Source organism: Bacteroidota bacterium (assembly GCA_016699695.1).
Lineage (GTDB): Bacteria > Bacteroidota > Bacteroidia > Bacteroidales > UBA10428 > UBA10428.
The window spans coordinates 3,172,395-3,189,988 of the sequence record CP065006.1; the positions used below are offsets into that span (position 1 = coordinate 3,172,395).

A 17,594-nucleotide genomic window follows, 5' to 3' on the forward strand; every position below is an offset into this window, starting at 1 on the left:
CTAAATTGAGTATGCTGATCCGGCGGTTTCATTTTCTTTTGAGTCAATTTATAGAGCAGGTTCCATTGATTTTAATTCCTCAGTCATTGCTTTAATTTCCACAACCAGCAATGCAAACTCAGTGCTCAATATTTCGAGACTTTCTTTTTGAGCCTGGTTGGTAGCCTCTGAATTGCTGATAAACGAATAAATCAGAAATCCTAATCGCTGCATCAAAGGTACCGGGGCAGGCGGTACCTCTTCGTAACTGGCTTTGGCTTCATAGCCATTCAAAACCAGCAATAATTGAGCGTTTTTTTGTTCCAGTGATGCCAATTTTTCGTGTTGTGCAGCATCGTAACTCGTACTTTGTAAATTTCTTTGCTTAAGCTGCTGTATTTCTTTTTTTGCCTCTGCAAGCTGCTGATCTGCCAGAACCATATTATGAGTGAGTTTGGCAACTTCTTGTTGAAATGCCAAAGTCTGACCACGGTTCTCATCATTAAAACCGGTTGTGTTGAGGGCTTTTACTTCGAAGGAGATTTTTTCTGTGAGCGGACGGGTGACCCCTTTTTCGCTGGCATAGAGCCGAACCTGATAAGTGCCTGGCATGGAATAGAGTCCGGGTTCCTGTGTTTTCAGTGGGTCGAATTTCTCAAAGTCCGTTTTCACTGGCATGAGGTCGGGGTATTTTAAATCCCAATAAACCCGGTTAATACCTTTTTTTGCGGGTGCTGTAACTTTTCTTATTACATTTCCTTGTGCATCTTCCACTACAAACAAAAGATAAGCCTGTTCTTCAAGCTTCTCCAGGCGGTCTTCTTCCCAGGTATTTACTTTTATTTTAGAACCTACCTCAAAGAGTTCGGCATCAGATTTTTGCCTTTTTTCTTTCGCCGAAAGTATGTCATCTTTCAAATAATAACTAATCTCTGCTCCATAGGTTTTGTTGGGTGCAATATAAAGGTTGTCGCCCAAATTATCTCTTCGGTCTGATTTTGGAATATACAGCAAAGCTTCGGGTATGGTAAAGAGATGCGCCTCGGCATTTTGATCGATGAGGCTTATTTCTTTTAAAACGCTGTAATTATGAAGAATATAAAATCCTCTTCCAAAAGTAGCAATTATAAGGTCATTCTCCCTTTCCTGAATAACCAGGTCGCGTACCGCCACATCAGGAAGCCCGTTTCGGATTTGAATCCAATTCGTACCTTCGTTAAAGGTCACAAACAAGCCAAATTCAGTGCCGCAGAAGAGCATCTTAGGGTCCTTTAAATCCTGGAGAATACTATAAACTGCACCCTGAGGCAGGTTGGAGGCAATGGATATCCACGATTTACCCTTGTCGCGGCTTTGGAGTACATAGGGTTTAAAGTCGTTGCTCTTATGGTTATTAAAAGTGGCAAAAATCACATTCTCATCGAAGCGTGAGGCCAACACATCGCTCACATAGGTATATGCCGGAACCCCTGAAAAACTGCTTGTTTTGTTCCATGTTTTTCCTCCATCGCTGGTAACCTGAATAAGTCCATCGTCTGTGCCCGCTACCAGGATTTGTTCATTGATAGGGCTTTCTGCCAGCGATACAATGGTTCCATATAAAGAAGTGGATACATCTTTTGTTACCGCATCCGAACTCCAGTATTTCCCCATTACTTTAAAATCGTTACGGTCTTTTTGGGCAGTGAGGTCGCCACTGATTACCGACCATGAATCGCCGCGATTGTCGCTCCTGAAAATTTTATTTGCGGCCATATACAACCGCTTGTTGTTGTGTGAACTTAATATCAGCGGGGTATCCCAGTTCCATTTATAGGTCAGTTCTCCTTTAGGCTCCTGCGGTTTGATGTAAACCAGCTCGCCGTTTTTATGGTTATAGCGGTAAGCATTTCCATATTGGTATTCGCAAAAAACGATATCAGGATCTTTCGGGTCAATTGCCACCCAGAACCCGTCGCCTCCAAGGGTGTAAAACCATTCATCGTTCGACACACCAGCAGCAGTGAGGTTTTGCGAAGGCCCACCTAAGGTGTTGTTATCCTGCGTGCCACCATAGACACGGTAAAAAGGCCAACTGTTGTCGACGTTCACACGATAGAACTGTGTTACCGGAAGGTTACCTTGGAAAGTCCATGTTTCGCCTCTATCATAAGACTCATAGACCCCCCCGTCACCTCCAATTCGGATGTTACTGGTAGCTTTTGGATTAATCCAAAGGGCATGGTCATCGACATGACGTTTCTTGGTCGAAAGTTTCTTCCATGTTTTTCCGCCATCTTCGGTTACTTGCGAGTAAGTATCCACACTGTAGACTCTTAAGGGGTTTTCGGGATCACACTCTATCTCGGTATAATATTGTCCGGAAGAAGTATAATCGCTCATTTTTTGCCAGCTTTCGCCTTGGTTATCGGAGCGGAAAAATCCGCCCATGTTGTCTGCAGCTTCCACAATGGCATAAACCAGGTTTGGGTCTGCCAGGCATACAGCCAGGCCTATGCGACCAAGGTGTACCGAAGGTAAGCCGGTGGTGATTTTGCGCCAGTCTTTTCCGGCATTGGTAGTTTTGTAAAGCGCCGATTCGGGGCCTCCGTTAATTTTAGTATAAGTGTGCCTGCGGCGTTGATGTGCCGATGCATAGATAATATCAGGATTTGAAGGGTGAAACTCCAGGTCGTATGCACCTGTGTTTTCGCTTATTTCCAGCACTTTTGTCCAGGTCTTGCCACCATCGGTAGTTTTGAAAATGCCACGGTCGCCTCCAAGGCCCCAAACCGAACCTTCAGCGGCTACATAAACCACCTCTGTATTCCGAGGATCGATAAGTATTTTTCCAATTTGGAAGGAATTTTTTAAGCCCATATTGACCCAACTTGCTCCTCCGTCGAGGGTTTTGTAAACCCCATTGCCGTAGCCTAAGGCCCGTTGACTGTTATTTTCGCCTGTACCGGCCCAAACAATATTAGGATTTGCCGGATCGATAGCCAGGCAACCGATGGAATAGGCGCCGTATTGATCGAAAACAGGAGTAAAAGTAATGCCATTGTTGGTAGTTTTCCAGATATGCCCCGAGGCCACAGCTACATAATATTCATAGCTGTTGAATGGGTTTGCTGCAAAATCGGCAATACGGCCTGAAGCAGCGGCGGGTCCTATGCTTCTGAATTTTAAACCATTTACCAGAGCCGAGTCGGGCACCAGTTTTTGCTGTGCCTGAAGCGTGAAAACGATAAAAGCAAAACTTGCAAGAAATGCAGGAAGTTTATTTTTCATGACAAAGATTTTTTTGATTGTCAGAAATATACAAAAAAGAGGGGAGTAAACCTGATTTTTTCCAGATTGGAAATATAATTCTACAGAAATTAGAGAGGATAAAAAAAGGGTGCCAACATTGAATTGGCACCCTTTGATATTCGTCTGTCTAAAAATTTATTTCGATGCAAGCAATGAGCCGATTTTGTCTGACTTGTATTTGCCATCGGCCAATTTTACTTTTATCTCTTTGAAGCATTTGATGGTATAATCCACATCTTCGATTGTATGTGCAGCTGTTGGGATAATTCGAAGCATAATTACATCTTTTGGAACTACAGGGTATACAACCATTGAGCAGAAGATGCCATAATTCTCGCGCAAATCCATCACCACATTGGTAGCTTCCGCTACATTACCCTGCAGAAAAACAGGTGTAACAGGGGATTCGGTATGTCCAAGGTCGAATCCGTTTTCGCGCAGACCCGACTGCAGACGGTTCACAATTTTCCAAAGCTTCTCGCGGTGGCTGCTATCCGTGCGGATCATATCGAGCCTTTTCAGAGCGCCTACAACCATAGGCATAGGCAACGATTTAGCAAATGTTTGCGAACGCATGTTGTAACGCAGGTAATTGATTACATCTTCGTCGCCGGCAACAAAAGCACCAATACCTGCCATAGCTTTCGCAAAGGTTGAGAAATAAAGGTCAATCTGATCCTGTACGCCGAAATGTTCGCCCGTTCCGGCACCTGTTTTTCCCATAGTACCAAAACCATGGGCATCATCAACAAGCATACGGAAATTGTATTTTTTCTTCAGGGCAGCAATCTCATCGAGCTTACCCAGATCTCCGGCCATGCCAAATACACCTTCTGTAATTAAAAGAATACCACCACCCGATTCCTGGGCACGGTTGGTTGCCATTTTGAGCATTTTATCGCAACGTTCAATATCGTTGTGGGGGAATACAAAACTCTTTCCGCCAGTAGCTTTATGAAGGAAAATTCCATCCATAATACAGGCATGAGACTCAGAGTCGTATACAATAACATCTTTACGGTGAGCCAAAGTCTGAATGATAGAAACCATTCCCTGGTAACCAAAATTCAACAAAAACGAATCCTGTTTCCCTTCAAATTCAGCAAGCTTTGCTTCCAGTTCTTCGTGCAGGCTGGTTTGGCCAGACATCATACGGGCACCCATCGGATATCCCATACCCCATTGTGCTGCACCTTCAGCATCAGCTTTTCTTACTTCCGGATGGTTGGCCAGTCCGCAATAATTGTTCAAACTCCAGGTTAAGACTTCCTTCCCGCGAAACTTCATACGAGGTTGAATCTCGCCTTCCAGTTTTGGAAACATGAAGTATCCATGTGCAATTTTCTGATATTGACCCAAGGGGCCCATATCCTGTTTGATTTTGTCAAATATGTCCACAGTCTTAAAAGATTTTAATTTGGACACAAAAGTAGTTTTTTTTGATTTCTTAACAAACCAAATAATTATCATGCATTTTCGTTGTAGTATCTTGCAACTGTTAAAATATTAATTTATAAATTTGCGCGATGTTTTTATTCCGGATGAAAAAGCCTTTAATACTTTATATTTCAATTGCATTCGTGCTCTTTAGTGGCTGCTCTGGCTACGAAAAAGTAGTAAAAGGAACCGACTATGAATTGAAGTATACTACTGCTATTGGGTTGTACAACAAAGGGGATTTTTATAAAGCCCAGGTATTACTCGACCAGATTGCACCTATCTTCAGGGGAACAGCCAAAGCCGATTCGGTGTACTTTTTTCAGGCCATGAGCTATTTTGAGCAGGGTGACTTTATTATGGCCGGGCACTATTTCGAGACCTTTGCAAAAACTTACGGTGCAAGTCCCTTTGTCGAAGAGTCGGACTATATGACGGCTTTTTGCTATTACAAAATATCGCCCCGTCCGGAACTCGATCAGAGCTACACAGTGCAATCGATTCAGGCCTTTCAGAAGTTTGTGATTAAACATCCTCGCAGCAGTAAGCGCCAACAGGCATTAGACTATATTAGTGAACTACGCGAAAAGCTTGTGGAGAAATCGTTTATTTCAGCCCGGCTTTATTACGATTTGGAGGATTACAAAGCCTCTTTAGTAGCACTGAGTAATGGTTTGCTTGAATATCCCGACAGCAAATACCGTGAGGATATGATGTTTATGGTTGTGAAATCGAGTTTTAAATATGCCGAAAATAGCGTATTCACGAGAAAAAGAGAGCGTTTTCAGGATGCCCTCGACAATTATTATTCGTTTAAGGCGGAATACCCCGAAAGCAAATACATACGCGAAGCTAACCGCTACCAAACAGCTACACTAAAATACTTAGGAGACGATTTTGAAGTAATAAATTAACCTTGTAATATGGATTATAAAAAAACAAAAGCAGCCCCCACTACCATAACCCGCAATTTGAACGAGCTGGAGCAAAAAGCAGAGAATATTTACGAAGCTGTGGTAATCGCTTCGAAAAGGGCCAACCAGATTAGTGTGGAGCTGAAAGCGGAATTGAGCCAGAAACTGGAAGAATTTGCCAACTATACCGACAACCTCGAGGAGGTTTTTGAAAATCGCGAGCAAATAGAAATCTCTAAATTCTACGAGCGTCTTCCCAAACCAAGCCTTATTGCATTGGAGGAACTCGAAAACGACAAGATTTTTATTAAAAAGCACGAATAAATTTAGCCTGATGTTAAAAGGCAAACACATTCTTATCGGTGTCACCGGAAGCATAGCAGCCTATAAAGCTGCTATTCTTGTTAGGTTACTCGTGAAAGAAGGTGCCGAAGTAAAGGTGATAATGACCCCCCTGGCTAAAGAATTTATTACCCCGCTTACCTTGGCTACGCTTTCTAAAAATCCGATTTTGGTCGATTTTTTTAACCCCGAAAATGGCGATTGGAACAGCCACGTTGATTTGGGATTATGGGCCGATGCCTATGTCATAGCTCCTGCCACTGCCAATACCCTGGCTAAAATGGCACATGGAATTGCCGATAACCTGCTTCTTACCACTTACCTTTCGGCCCGAAGCCCAGTGGTGGTAGCTCCAGCTATGGATCTTGATATGTTCCTTCATCCATCAACTCAGCAAAACCTCGAAACATTGCGTGGTTTTGGTAACCACATTGTTGTGGAGCCGTCGACCGGCGAACTGGCCTCAGGTCTCGAAGGGAAGGGCAGGATGGAAGAACCCGAAATAATTGTGGTACATCTAAAAAAGCTCTTCGAAAAAAAAAAGTCTGAACCCTCCAAACTAGCAGGGAGAAGAATCCTCATCACCGCTGGTCCTACCCTCGAAGCCATAGACCCGGTAAGGTACATCAGCAACCATTCTTCAGGAAAAATGGCTTATGCCCTGGCTCAAGAGGCAGCCAAAAAAGGTGCAGAGGTAGTTTTGATTTCCGGTCCTGTTAACATAAAAGCAGAAAATGAATCGATATGCGTGGTAAATGTGCAGTCGGCTAAAGAAATGTACGAAGCAGCCATAAAGGAATTTACTCAATGCCAAGTGGCCATTATGGCTGCTGCAGTGGCCGATTTTACACCCGAAGTATACCAAAAGAATAAAATAAAGGATAAAGGTTTAAGCGAGATCAGGCTTGTACCCACCCAAGACATTGCCAGGGAATTAGGCACCCGCAAAACCAACAAGCAGATTCTGGTCGGTTTTGCCCTCGAAACCAATAACGAGTTGGAAAATGCCAAAACTAAACTGATTAGTAAGAACCTTGACCTGATTGTGTTAAATTCACTTCAGGACAAAAATGCCGGCTTTCAGCACGATACCAATAAAATTACCCTCATCGGCAAAGACAATAAAGTGAAAGATTTTGAGTTAAAAACTAAAGAATTGGTGGCCCTGGATATTCTGGATGCCATCGAAGAATTATTGTAAGCCAGGCATGAAAAGCTTTTTTACTTTATACCTTTTACTTTTTACTGTTGTTGCTTCGGCACAAGAGCTTAATTGCAATGTAATTGTCAATTCAAGCCGTATCCAAGGCTCGAATAAAGATATATTTACTACTCTTCAGGAGGGTATCAGCGATTTTATGAACAATACTTCCTGGTCAACTCAAATTTTTGAAGCTGGCGAACGCATCGAATGTAACCTTACCCTGGATATTGCCGAGCAGCTTCCAGGCGATGAGTTCAAAGCTAAACTTCAGATACAGGTGCGTCGCCCGGTTTATGGTTCTTCTTACAATTCGGTAATATTGAATTATGTCGATAACGATATACAGTTTAAGTACCAACAATTCGATCCGATTAATGTATCGGAGAACACCTATATCTCAAACTTGTCGTCGCTGCTGTCTTTTTACGCATACATTATTCTTGGTCTCGATAGCGATACATTTTCTCCCCTGGGAGGAGATGCATTTTACCGCAAAGCCGAGCAAATTGTAAATGCCGCCCAAAGTGCCCCCACAATTGGCTGGCAGGCACGCGACAACCAGAAGCGAAAAAATAGGTATTGGCTGGTCGACAATCTGTTAAGTTCAGAATACGAGCCCCTACGCAATTTTTATTACTCCTACCACAGACAAGGCCTGGATTTAATGGAAAAGTCGGTCGAAAGAGGACGTTTAGGTATAACCGAATCCATTTCAATACTGGAAAGATTCAGCAAAAACAAGCCCGATCCCTTTACTTACCTTTTTTCCATCATTCTCGAAACCAAATCAGACGAGATTGTGAATATTTATTTGGAGGCACCGCAACCCGAGAAACTAAAAATTAAAAGTACTCTCATGTCAATCGATCCTGCAGGGGCCCGCAAATACGGTTCACTCGAATAGCCCGGTTTATATTGTGTTTATATTAAATGGGCTAAATCTTCTCGCTTTCCTGTTTATATGTATTAGTTTTACCCAAAAGAAGTCTGCAGGGTATGCTCGAATCGTTAAAAGTTAGCAATTATGCCCTTATCGATGAGCTCCAGGTGAGTTTTCATAGGGGTCTTAATATCATCACAGGCGAAACCGGTGCCGGTAAGTCCATTTTGCTGGGTGCTATGGGCTTAATTCTTGGCAATCGGGCCGATACCGGGGTGTTAAGCCAGGCCGATAAAAAATGCATCGTAGAAGCCGGATTTAATATAGAAGGCTATTCATTACAAAATTTATTTTCCGAGTACGACATTGATTTTGAACAGCATACTATTATCAGGCGCGAAATACTTCCTAATGGAAAATCACGTGCCTTTATCAACGATACACCTGTTACCCTGAATACTCTTCAGGAAATTTGTCTCCGATTAGTCGACATTCATTCCCAGCATCAAAACCTGCTGTTGAACCACCAGAATTTTTTATTAGGAATGATTGATAAGTTTTGCAGGCACGAAGATTTGATGCGCAACTATCAAACAGCATTTGTGCAATACAAAAATTCCAGGCAGGAATATGAAAAGGCAAGAGCAGAATACGAGGCCATTAAAACCGAATTCGATTTTCTTTCTTTTCAGGTGAATGAGTTGAATAGTGCCCAATTCACTGTGGGTGAGGAAGAAGAACTAGCCCTGGAACTAATGACGCTGGAGCATGCCAGCGATATAAAATCAGCCTTGCACGAAGCCAATAACCTAATAGCCATAGACGAACTTGGAGTGCTCGATATGCTTAAAAAAGCAGAGTCCCTCTTAGGCCGAATAGAAAAGGTATACCCCGAAGCTTCAGCCTTCCATACCCGGCTCGATTCTGCCCGGGTCGAGCTTAAGGAACTGGCCACAGACCTGGCAAGGTCATTTGAACATCTCGATTTTGACCCCGAACGTTGCGCTGCAGTGAAAGCCAGACTGGATATTCTCAACGGACTCATACAAAAATACCGGGTGGCTAGTCTTCGCGAGCTGATGCCCATTTCTGAAGAATTAAACCGAAAACTTAACCTGGGCATAGACGGAGGACTTGAACTGAATAAACTCCGTGAAAAAATGTTAGCCCTGGAAAAGGATGCTCTGGATTTGAGCTTACAGCTTACCGAAAGCAGGAAAAAAGCCTTTATCCCTTTTCAGAGTGGGGTAGAGCAAACTCTTGCAGAATTGGGCATTGCTCATGCAAAACTAGAAATTCAGCATAGCAGCCAGCCTTTGTCCCTCAGTGGTTCTGACCAGGTAGCTTTTCTTTTTTCGGCCAACAAAAACCATCCTTTAAAAGACGTTTCGCGCATTGCCAGCGGGGGCGAGTTGTCGCGTCTCATGCTCTCCATTAAAGCATTATTGCATAGCAGTGCCGGCATGCCTACCATCATTCTCGATGAGATTGACACCGGTGTTTCGGGCGAAATTGCCGACAAGGTGGGCAATATTATCCGTTCCATGAGCCGCGGCATGCAGGTAATTAACATCACTCATCTACCACAGGTTGCCAGTAAGGCAGAGGCTCATTATAAAGTCTTTAAAAGTCACGAGAAAAATCAGACTATCACACTCATTAAAAAACTGAATGAGCAGGAGCAGCTGCATGAGATTGCCAAGATGCTCAGTGGCGAAGAACTCTCGGAAGCAGCCATCGAAAATGCCCGTGTATTGCTTAAAAGTTGATTAAATACCGATCAAAGCCTTTCAACTTTTCTCAATTCCATTTGTTTACTAACTTTGCATGCTCTTAAATTTAAAAAATAAGCTATGTCGTACAATTTATTAAAAGGAAAAAAGGGGATTATTTTTGGTGCACTCAACGATATGTCCATAGCCTGGAAAGTGGCTGAGAAAGCACACGAAGAAGGCGCTCAGTTCGTACTCACCAACACACCTGTTGCTTTACGAATGGGCGAATTGGATGCTTTGGCGAAAAAAACAGGTTCGAAAGTAATACCCGCCGATGCAACCGATGTGGCTGCCCTCGAAGACCTTGTAAAGCAGTCAATGGAAATACTAGGAGGAAAGATCGATTTTATTCTTCACTCCATTGGTATGTCGCCAAACGTGCGCAAAGGACTTACCTATGATAAGCTTAATTATGAATATTACCATAAAACACTTGATATTTCTGCCCTTTCGTTTCATAAGGTGTTGTTTGTATGCCGAAAACTCGATGCCATTTCGGAGTGGGGTTCGGTGGTAGCTCTCTCTTATGTGGCAGCCCAGCGTACCTTATACGGTTACAACGATATGGCCGATGCTAAGTCGCTCTTGGAGTCAATAGCCCGTAGTTTCGGGTATATTTATGGACGCGATAAAAAAATCAGAGTAAATACCATTTCTCAGTCGCCCACCTTAACTACTGCCGGTAGCGGTGTAAAGGGCATTGACCGCCTGCTCGATTTTTCCGACCGGATGTCGCCCCTGGGTAATGCCACTGCCGAAGATTGCGCTAACTACTGCGTTACTCTGTTCTCAGACTTAACTAAGAAAGTGACCATGCAAAACCTGTTTCACGATGGTGGATTCTCCAGCATGGGTATGAGTCTGCGCGCCATGAGCCAGTATGACAAAAGCTTTCAGGATTGTCCGGGTTTAGGGGACTAGAGAATTTTTTAAATTATTTTTAACCGCAACTATTGCCAGTTGCGGTTTTTTGTTAAAAGGAAACAACCTGTTTGTTATGTTTTTAACAGGAATAGCATAAGTGAAAAGATGTTTGTTTTGGTATAAATCGGCCATGAAATCGATTTAGTAGTTTTTTTAGTTCGATTGCAAAATAATTAAGCGATAATAAAATGATTTTATTCCTTGCATTGATTTATGTATTGTTACCTATTGGCCTAATTTATCTGACAAGTAAATTCTCGATTTTCAACAAAATAGGAGCTATCATTTTGGCCTATGTCATTGGCATTATCCTGGGGCATATCAATCTTATTCCACGTCCGGGACTTTTTTTGTATGAGGCACTTAAGCTTGGAAATTCTTTGAGCAACGAGCAGCTTCAGATCTGGCTGGAGAAAGGCCTGATAACTAAAATGGATATTCAGGCCTATGGTATTTATAAGTTGCAGAACCTTTTTACAAGCATCGCCATACCAGTGGCACTGCCCCTGTTGCTTTTTTCGCTTCAAATTAAAGCATGGTTCCGTATGTCGGGTACGACTATGCTGTCGATGTTACTCTCGGTGGTATCCACTATGTTGTTAATAGTACTTGGCTTTCACTTGTTTGGCAGTAACATTCAGGATGCTGATCAAGTCTCTGGTATGCTCATTGGTTTGTATACCGGGGGCACTCCCAACCTCGCAGCCCTGAAAGAAATGCTGGGTGTGGACGTGAATACCTATATCATGACACACACCTACGATACTGCTGTTGGAATGTTTTACCTACTGTTTTTAATTACTATTGGAAAATATTTTTTCAGAGCCTTTTTAAGACCTTATCCTTCGCTACAAAACAAAAGTGCAGATGAAAAAATCAGCACGTATGAAGAAAATTACAAGGGTATGTTTAAGCTGAAAATTGCAAAACCACTGCTGGTTGCACTTGCAATTACTTTTGGAATAGTGCTCATCGCTGGCCTGCTTAGCCTTTTAGCTCCGCCTTCTGCCTTGATGCTGGTTGTAATATTGGTCATCACTTCACTTAGCATAGTTGCTTCTTTCATTCCTCGAATTAATAGAATTGAAAAGAGCTTTGAACTGGGAATGTATTTCATTATCGTGTTTAGCCTCGTTGTGGCTACCATGGCCGATGTGCACATGCTTATCCACATCTCGTTTTCCTTGTTCCTGTTTATTACCATGGTGGTGTTTGGTTCTCTTCTTGTCCATGCCTTACTAAGCAAACTATTTGGAGTAGATGCCGATACCTTTATGGTTACTTCGGTGGCACTGATTTGCTCGCCACCTTTTGTTCCTATGGTTGCCGGACCACTTAAAAATAAAGAAGTAATTGTTGCCGGACTTACAGTAGGCATCATGGGTTATGCTATGGGTAATTACCTGGGTGTGATGCTGGCAGCAATTCTGTAAGAAGTATTTATTGGCAGGGTTTAAAAGCCATTAAGCTGCATTGTAACTGTTGGGATTAGCAGCAGTGCACCTAGTATAATCAGCATTACCATTAAAGGGAGTATCCATTTCAACCATTTTACATAGGGGATTCGTGAAACTGCCAAAACACCCATTAGCACTGGTGAGATGGGTGTAATCATATTCGTAAAACCATCGCCAAGCTGAAATGCCATTACAGTGGCCTGGCGAGAAATGCCTATCAGGTCTGAAAATGGGGCCATAATGGGCATGGTAATGGCAGCTTTGGCCGAACCGGATGGTATAATGATGTTGATAAAGGTTTGAATGACATACATGGTTTGCACCGAGGCTATTTTGCCCAAACCATTCATTAATCCTGCTGCACTGTGCAAAATGGAATGCACAATTCTTCCATCTTCAAGTATCACAATTATGCCACCTGCCAGACCAATAACCAGTGCAGCTCCTGCTATGTCACGGGCTCCTTCCATAAATAGTTTTACAATTTCATTGCCAGTTTTGCGTATAGTAATCCCAGTAATAATGCCTCCGGCCAGAAATAGCCCGGCAATTTCGTTGATGTACCAGTTGAAGCCCATTACACCCACAGTAAGGTAGAGGATTATAAATAGCAATATGGTCATAACAAAGTAATGCACCGATTTTAAAAGGCTTAAAAATCCCAATACTCCGAAAAGGGCTGCCAAAATAATTAAAGCCGGTATCTGATGACTGGCATTTCCGATTTTTATATCTGTTTCAGGATACAAGGCAGCAAAAATTACCATTACTACAAGCGACAGACCATAAATAACCCAGGCTCTTTTAGGTGTATAATATTCGGTAGAAGATATGGTAGCATTGCGCTTTCTCCAATACTCATCTTCGGCATATACAAGCGATTTCTCCGGCCTGGCATGCACCCGGTTGGCATACCATAATATATAGCCAATGCCAACAAGATTTATTATCAGCCAGCAGAATAGCCGGTACTCAATACCCGAAAAAAGCGGTAAGCCTGCGATACCCTGGGCTATACCAATGGTAAAGGGGTTTAAAACAGCGCCGGCAAATCCGAGACCTGCGGCCACGAAAACAACACACAAACCTACAATGGAGTCATAGCCCAAACTAATAGCAAGCGGAATTACAATTCCCACGAAGGCAATGGTTTCTTCGCTCATGCCAAACACAGCTCCAAAGACACTAAATACCAGTGAAATAAACACCAATATCGCATTTGATATCAGTTTAGGCGAAAACAACCGGCTGCCTTCGAGTTTTTTCATTTTACGCAGTAAGGCATAAATCCCAACATCGATAGCTTGGGTGGTATTGAAAATCCAGAACACGCCACCTACAATCAGCACAAAAATAATGATGCCTGCCTGTTTAATAAAACCCTTCTGGAAAGCTGTGAATACCTGCCAGCTTTGGGGTGAATTCTCACGATACTCGAATTGTTGCGAACCTTCTTCGGTTTGAATATATTCTCCGCCGGGAACAACCCATGTGAGTGCTGCTGCAATAACAATTAAAACAAAGATGATGACAAAGGTATCGGGTATCTTTTTAAACATAAGGCCTTGGTTTTGGAGAACGAATATAAGGAATCAGTGCTGTCAAGTAATGTGTGAAAGTAAAAAAATACAAATAATATCTTTTGTTACCCCTGGCTTAAGCCAGGGGTAATTCAAACTAATCTTCTTGTGAATGAAATCACCTTTTAGATATATCGGTTTAAGAGTCTTTACCCTTAAGAGAATGTTAAGACCCAAAGCCATTTTTGCCAGAACCAGGTTTCATGAAAGCATTCTCAAAACATGACAAAAATCAGAATTTTCTAACTAATTAATTATGAGCCTTTCAGTTTACAATTATTGAAGTAAATATTTAGCCAGTGTTAATAAAAATCTTCTGTTGTTTAGAAATTGTAAAATGTGAAGGATTGTAGTCCATATTTATACCCTAAATAGAGGATAAGATTCGAAATATCAGGGAAATAGAGGATGATAGATATAACCTGACACAGGACCCACTTTTGTTAAAACAAGTGTTAAAGGAAACAGAAGAAAGGGAACAAAAGCAAAGCAGATTTTTTTTTATGAAAAAAAATTATAGATTTGATTTAACAATAGCTTCTATCTGGTACAGTATTGCTAGAAATAAGTAAAATTTGTTAACCTATTGTAAACCTAAAACAAAAATCTATGAAAAGAATTACAAGCTTGCTTGTATGTTTTGCTATGTTTGGGCTCTCGGTCCTCGCGCAAGACATACAGATTTCGGGTAAGGTAACCAGTGCCGACGACGGTAGTGCCTTGCCAGGAGTATCGGTTGTTGTGAAAGGAACAACCGTGGGAACCACCACCAACATCGATGGTGATTATTCCCTTTCTGTCCCTGCAAATGCCACCCTGGTATTTACCTTTGTAGGTATGAAAACCCAGGAAATTGTTGTTGGCAACCAAACCACCATCAGTACTGTCATGGAAATGAATGTAACTGGTTTGGAAGAGGTGGTGGTGACGGCCTTAGGGCAGACCAAGATGCAAAGAACAATTGGTTATTCTTCCTCAACAGTTAAAAGTGATGAGTTTGAGAAGCAATCTCAAACCGATGCCATGAATGCACTTCAGGGAAAAGTAGCTGGTGTACAGGTAAGCACTGCCGGTGGTACTCCTGGTTCTTCAACCAGAGTTATCATTCGTGGTTACTCTTCCATAAAGGGTAATAATAACCCACTGTATGTTATTGATGGTACTCCAATTAATAATGAAACCCGGACTGAAATTGGTTCTGGTATAGATTATGGTAACCGCGCCAACGATATCAGCCCTAATGATATTGAAAGCATGACAATTTTAAAGGGTGCTGCTGCCTCTACTGCATATGGTCCAAGAGCCGCCAACGGTGTAGTATTGATTACTACAAAAAAAGGAAAGGCTTCGGATAAAATTTCGGTTGAGTTTAATACTGCAGCTTCTGTTTCAGATGTTATTCGTTTACCACAAATGCAAAACACTTTTGGACAAGGATGGTCAGGAACTTGGGTTGATGATGAAAACGGATCCTGGGGTCCAATAATGAATGGTGAATCTCGTGCATGGGGTAATATTGTCGACAATTCTCAAAAAATTAAAAGTTTTTCTCCTGTGGAAAAAAATCTTTATGATTTTTACGAATACGGAACCTCATTTTCGAATGCAATAAGCTTACAAGGAGGAAACGAAAGATCTTCTTTCCGTTTATCATTCAATAATACAACAGCTGACGGTATAATACCCACTGAAGTAGATAAGAATAAAAGGAACACGGTTTCTTTCTCAGGAAGTCACAGTGGTAAAATAATTACCGCCTCTACTTCTTTTAATTATGTAAGGCGCGATGGAAGTGGCACTCCTGACGGATTTGGAGGAAGAAATGCAGCTGCTAACCTTTATTCTGAGTTGCTACAGATTCCTAGAGACTTTTCAATAGTTGAATTTGAGGATTATAAAAATGATCCTTTTAATACTCTGGATGAATATTTTACTCCTTATGCGTTTAACCCTTATTATGCCTTAAATGAAAACCAAACTGAGTTTTGGGAAAATCGGACTTATGGTAACGTAACTCTTGATGCTAAGCTTGCTAGCTGGATTACAGCTACATATAGAATTGGTGTGGATGTCTCGGATTTCAACAGAAAGGATTGGGAAGCGATTATGACATTTACCCCTGGTAGCACACAAGATATTAAAAATGTTACTGAAAATCCGGGCTACACAATGGAGCAACAGCGCACCACCCGTGAACTTAACCAAGAGTTTCTTCTTAAATTAAACAAATCTTTCGGAGACTTTGATGTGGATGGAATATTGGGTTACACAACCTATCAGTACGATTTTCGGAGGCTTGAAGGTAATGTTAACACGCTGGTTATTCCCAATTTTTACAATCTATCGAACACTGATGGAGCAAAAGAAACAGAAACATTCTATCAGGAGAAAAGAAACTACGGTTACTATGCACAGGCAAACCTGGGTTACAAAGATTTTGTTTATTTAACCTTAAATGGTAGACAAGATTATTCATCAACCTTACCAAAAGGTGCAAACAGTATCTTCTATCCATCTGTGCATACTTCGATTATAATATCTGAATTGGTTCAAGTAGACGCTTTCGATTTAATTAAACTACGCGCTGGTTATGGTAAAGCAGGTAAAGATGCTGATCCTTACCTTTTAGATCCTGTCTTTAGATCGGCAGACCTTTGGATACCATTTAGCCGTCAGACTTTTCCAATAAATAATACTGGTGCATTTTCTTATGATAACACAATTGGTAATCCAAACCTGAAACCTGAGATTACTACTGAAACGGAAGTTGGTATTGATCTTCGTGCTTTGGACCACAGAATAACACTTGATCTTGCTTATTATAACAGGGTATCCGATGGTCAGATTTTAACTGTTGACCTCCCTGGCTCGACTGGGTTCAATAGCCAGGTAATTAATTTTGGTAGCCTAACAAATTCGGGTATTGAACTTGCAGCTACACTTGTGCCTGTGAAACAAACAAATTTTGTTTGGGACATTACATTTATTTACACCAAAAACAAAAGCAAAGTTGGTGATTTACCAGGTGATGCAGGTGAACTTATTCTTGATGGAGCCTATGATGTAGAATATGTTGCTATTGAAGGTAAACCACTAGGTGTTTTGCGTGCTCCGGATTATTTACGCGACGATGAAGGACACATAGTAGTTAGTGCAGCCACTGGTATTCCGGAAGGTACTGTGGAAAAAACCGAAATTGGTGATATCCAACCAAAATACAATTTAGGAGTAATAAATACCTTTAATTTTCTGAAGGATTTTACTTTTACATTTGCCCTTGATTACCGACCAGGGGGTTATTTCTATTCAGGAACAGCCGATTTGCAATATTTTGTTGGTAATGCTACACAAACTACTTATAACGAGAGACAACCGTTTATTGTACCGAATTCTGTGAAGCCAAATCCTGCGTACGATCCAGAGGATGCGACATCGACAGAACCAGAGTATATTGAGAACGATGTTCCGATAAATATGACAAATATTAATGCATATTATTATCATTCATCGAATACTGTTGCCAATCGGAGCAGGGTTATTAAAAGAGACTATTTAAAGTTGCGTGAAGTGTCTTTTATTTATAAGGTTCCCAAATCAATTATGGAGAAAACCCCGATTGAAGGAGCAGATATTGTTTTATCTGCCAGAAACCTATTTATGTGGACACCCGAAGATAACAACTTTGTTGACCCAGAGAGCACTTCGTATGGAAATAATTTGCGGTCAGAGTTTGGTGAGTTTAGAACCGGACCTACAGTGCGTTCTTTCACTGCAAGTTTAAGAGTTAGATTTTAACAATCACTTACAACAA

At 41.7% G+C, this 17,594-nt stretch carries 11 protein-coding genes; 8 read left to right on the forward strand and 3 right to left on the reverse strand.

The window, feature by feature from the left end:
* Positions 1-48 precede the first annotated feature (48 nt).
* Positions 49-3,249 (reverse strand): glycosyl hydrolase, encoded by a 3,201-nt coding sequence (locus IPM71_13245; protein ID QQS50536.1) that lies wholly within the window; start codon positions 3,247-3,249, stop codon positions 49-51.
* 156 nt (positions 3,250-3,405) lie between these two features.
* Complete coding sequence (locus IPM71_13250) at positions 3,406-4,668, reverse strand: pyridoxal phosphate-dependent aminotransferase family protein (GenBank protein QQS50537.1); 1,263 nt, start codon at positions 4,666-4,668, stop codon at positions 3,406-3,408.
* Positions 4,669-4,811: 143 nt separating this feature from the next.
* On the opposite strand from IPM71_13250, the gene bamD reads away from it, so the two are divergent.
* The 7 genes from bamD to IPM71_13285 all read left to right on the forward strand — a co-directional run bounded on the left by bamD (position 4,812) and on the right by IPM71_13285 (position 12,179).
* On the forward strand, positions 4,812-5,621 hold the full coding sequence (bamD, locus tag IPM71_13255; protein QQS50538.1) for an outer membrane protein assembly factor BamD: 810 nt from the start codon (positions 4,812-4,814) through the stop codon (positions 5,619-5,621).
* Between the two features lie 9 nt (positions 5,622-5,630).
* Positions 5,631-5,945 (forward strand): DNA-directed RNA polymerase subunit omega, encoded by a 315-nt coding sequence (locus IPM71_13260; protein ID QQS50539.1) that lies wholly within the window; start codon positions 5,631-5,633, stop codon positions 5,943-5,945.
* 7 nt (positions 5,946-5,952) lie between these two features.
* Positions 5,953-7,164, forward strand: a complete 1,212-nt coding sequence (gene coaBC, locus IPM71_13265) for a bifunctional phosphopantothenoylcysteine decarboxylase/phosphopantothenate--cysteine ligase CoaBC (protein QQS52842.1) — start codon at positions 5,953-5,955, stop codon at positions 7,162-7,164.
* A gap of 7 nt (positions 7,165-7,171) precedes the next feature.
* Complete coding sequence (locus tag IPM71_13270) at positions 7,172-8,071, forward strand: DUF4835 family protein (protein ID QQS50540.1); 900 nt, start codon at positions 7,172-7,174, stop codon at positions 8,069-8,071.
* Positions 8,072-8,163: 92 nt separating this feature from the next.
* On the forward strand, positions 8,164-9,816 hold the full coding sequence (locus tag IPM71_13275; protein QQS50541.1) for a DNA repair protein RecN: 1,653 nt from the start codon (positions 8,164-8,166) through the stop codon (positions 9,814-9,816).
* A gap of 84 nt (positions 9,817-9,900) precedes the next feature.
* On the forward strand, positions 9,901-10,743 hold the full coding sequence (locus tag IPM71_13280) for an SDR family oxidoreductase (GenBank protein ID QQS50542.1): 843 nt from the start codon (positions 9,901-9,903) through the stop codon (positions 10,741-10,743).
* A gap of 191 nt (positions 10,744-10,934) precedes the next feature.
* Positions 10,935-12,179, forward strand: coding sequence for a DUF819 family protein (locus IPM71_13285; GenBank protein ID QQS50543.1), 1,245 nt, complete (start codon positions 10,935-10,937; stop codon positions 12,177-12,179).
* A gap of 20 nt (positions 12,180-12,199) precedes the next feature.
* On the opposite strand, the gene IPM71_13290 is transcribed toward IPM71_13285, so the two are convergent.
* Positions 12,200-13,762 (reverse strand): YfcC family protein, encoded by a 1,563-nt coding sequence (locus IPM71_13290; protein ID QQS50544.1) that lies wholly within the window; start codon positions 13,760-13,762, stop codon positions 12,200-12,202.
* A 630-nt stretch (positions 13,763-14,392) separates the two neighbouring features.
* Here IPM71_13290 and IPM71_13295 point away from each other — a divergent pair.
* A complete protein-coding gene (locus IPM71_13295) occupies positions 14,393-17,578 on the forward strand; it encodes a SusC/RagA family TonB-linked outer membrane protein (GenBank protein QQS50545.1) in 3,186 nt (1,061 codons plus the stop codon).
* Positions 17,579-17,594 lie beyond the last annotated feature (16 nt).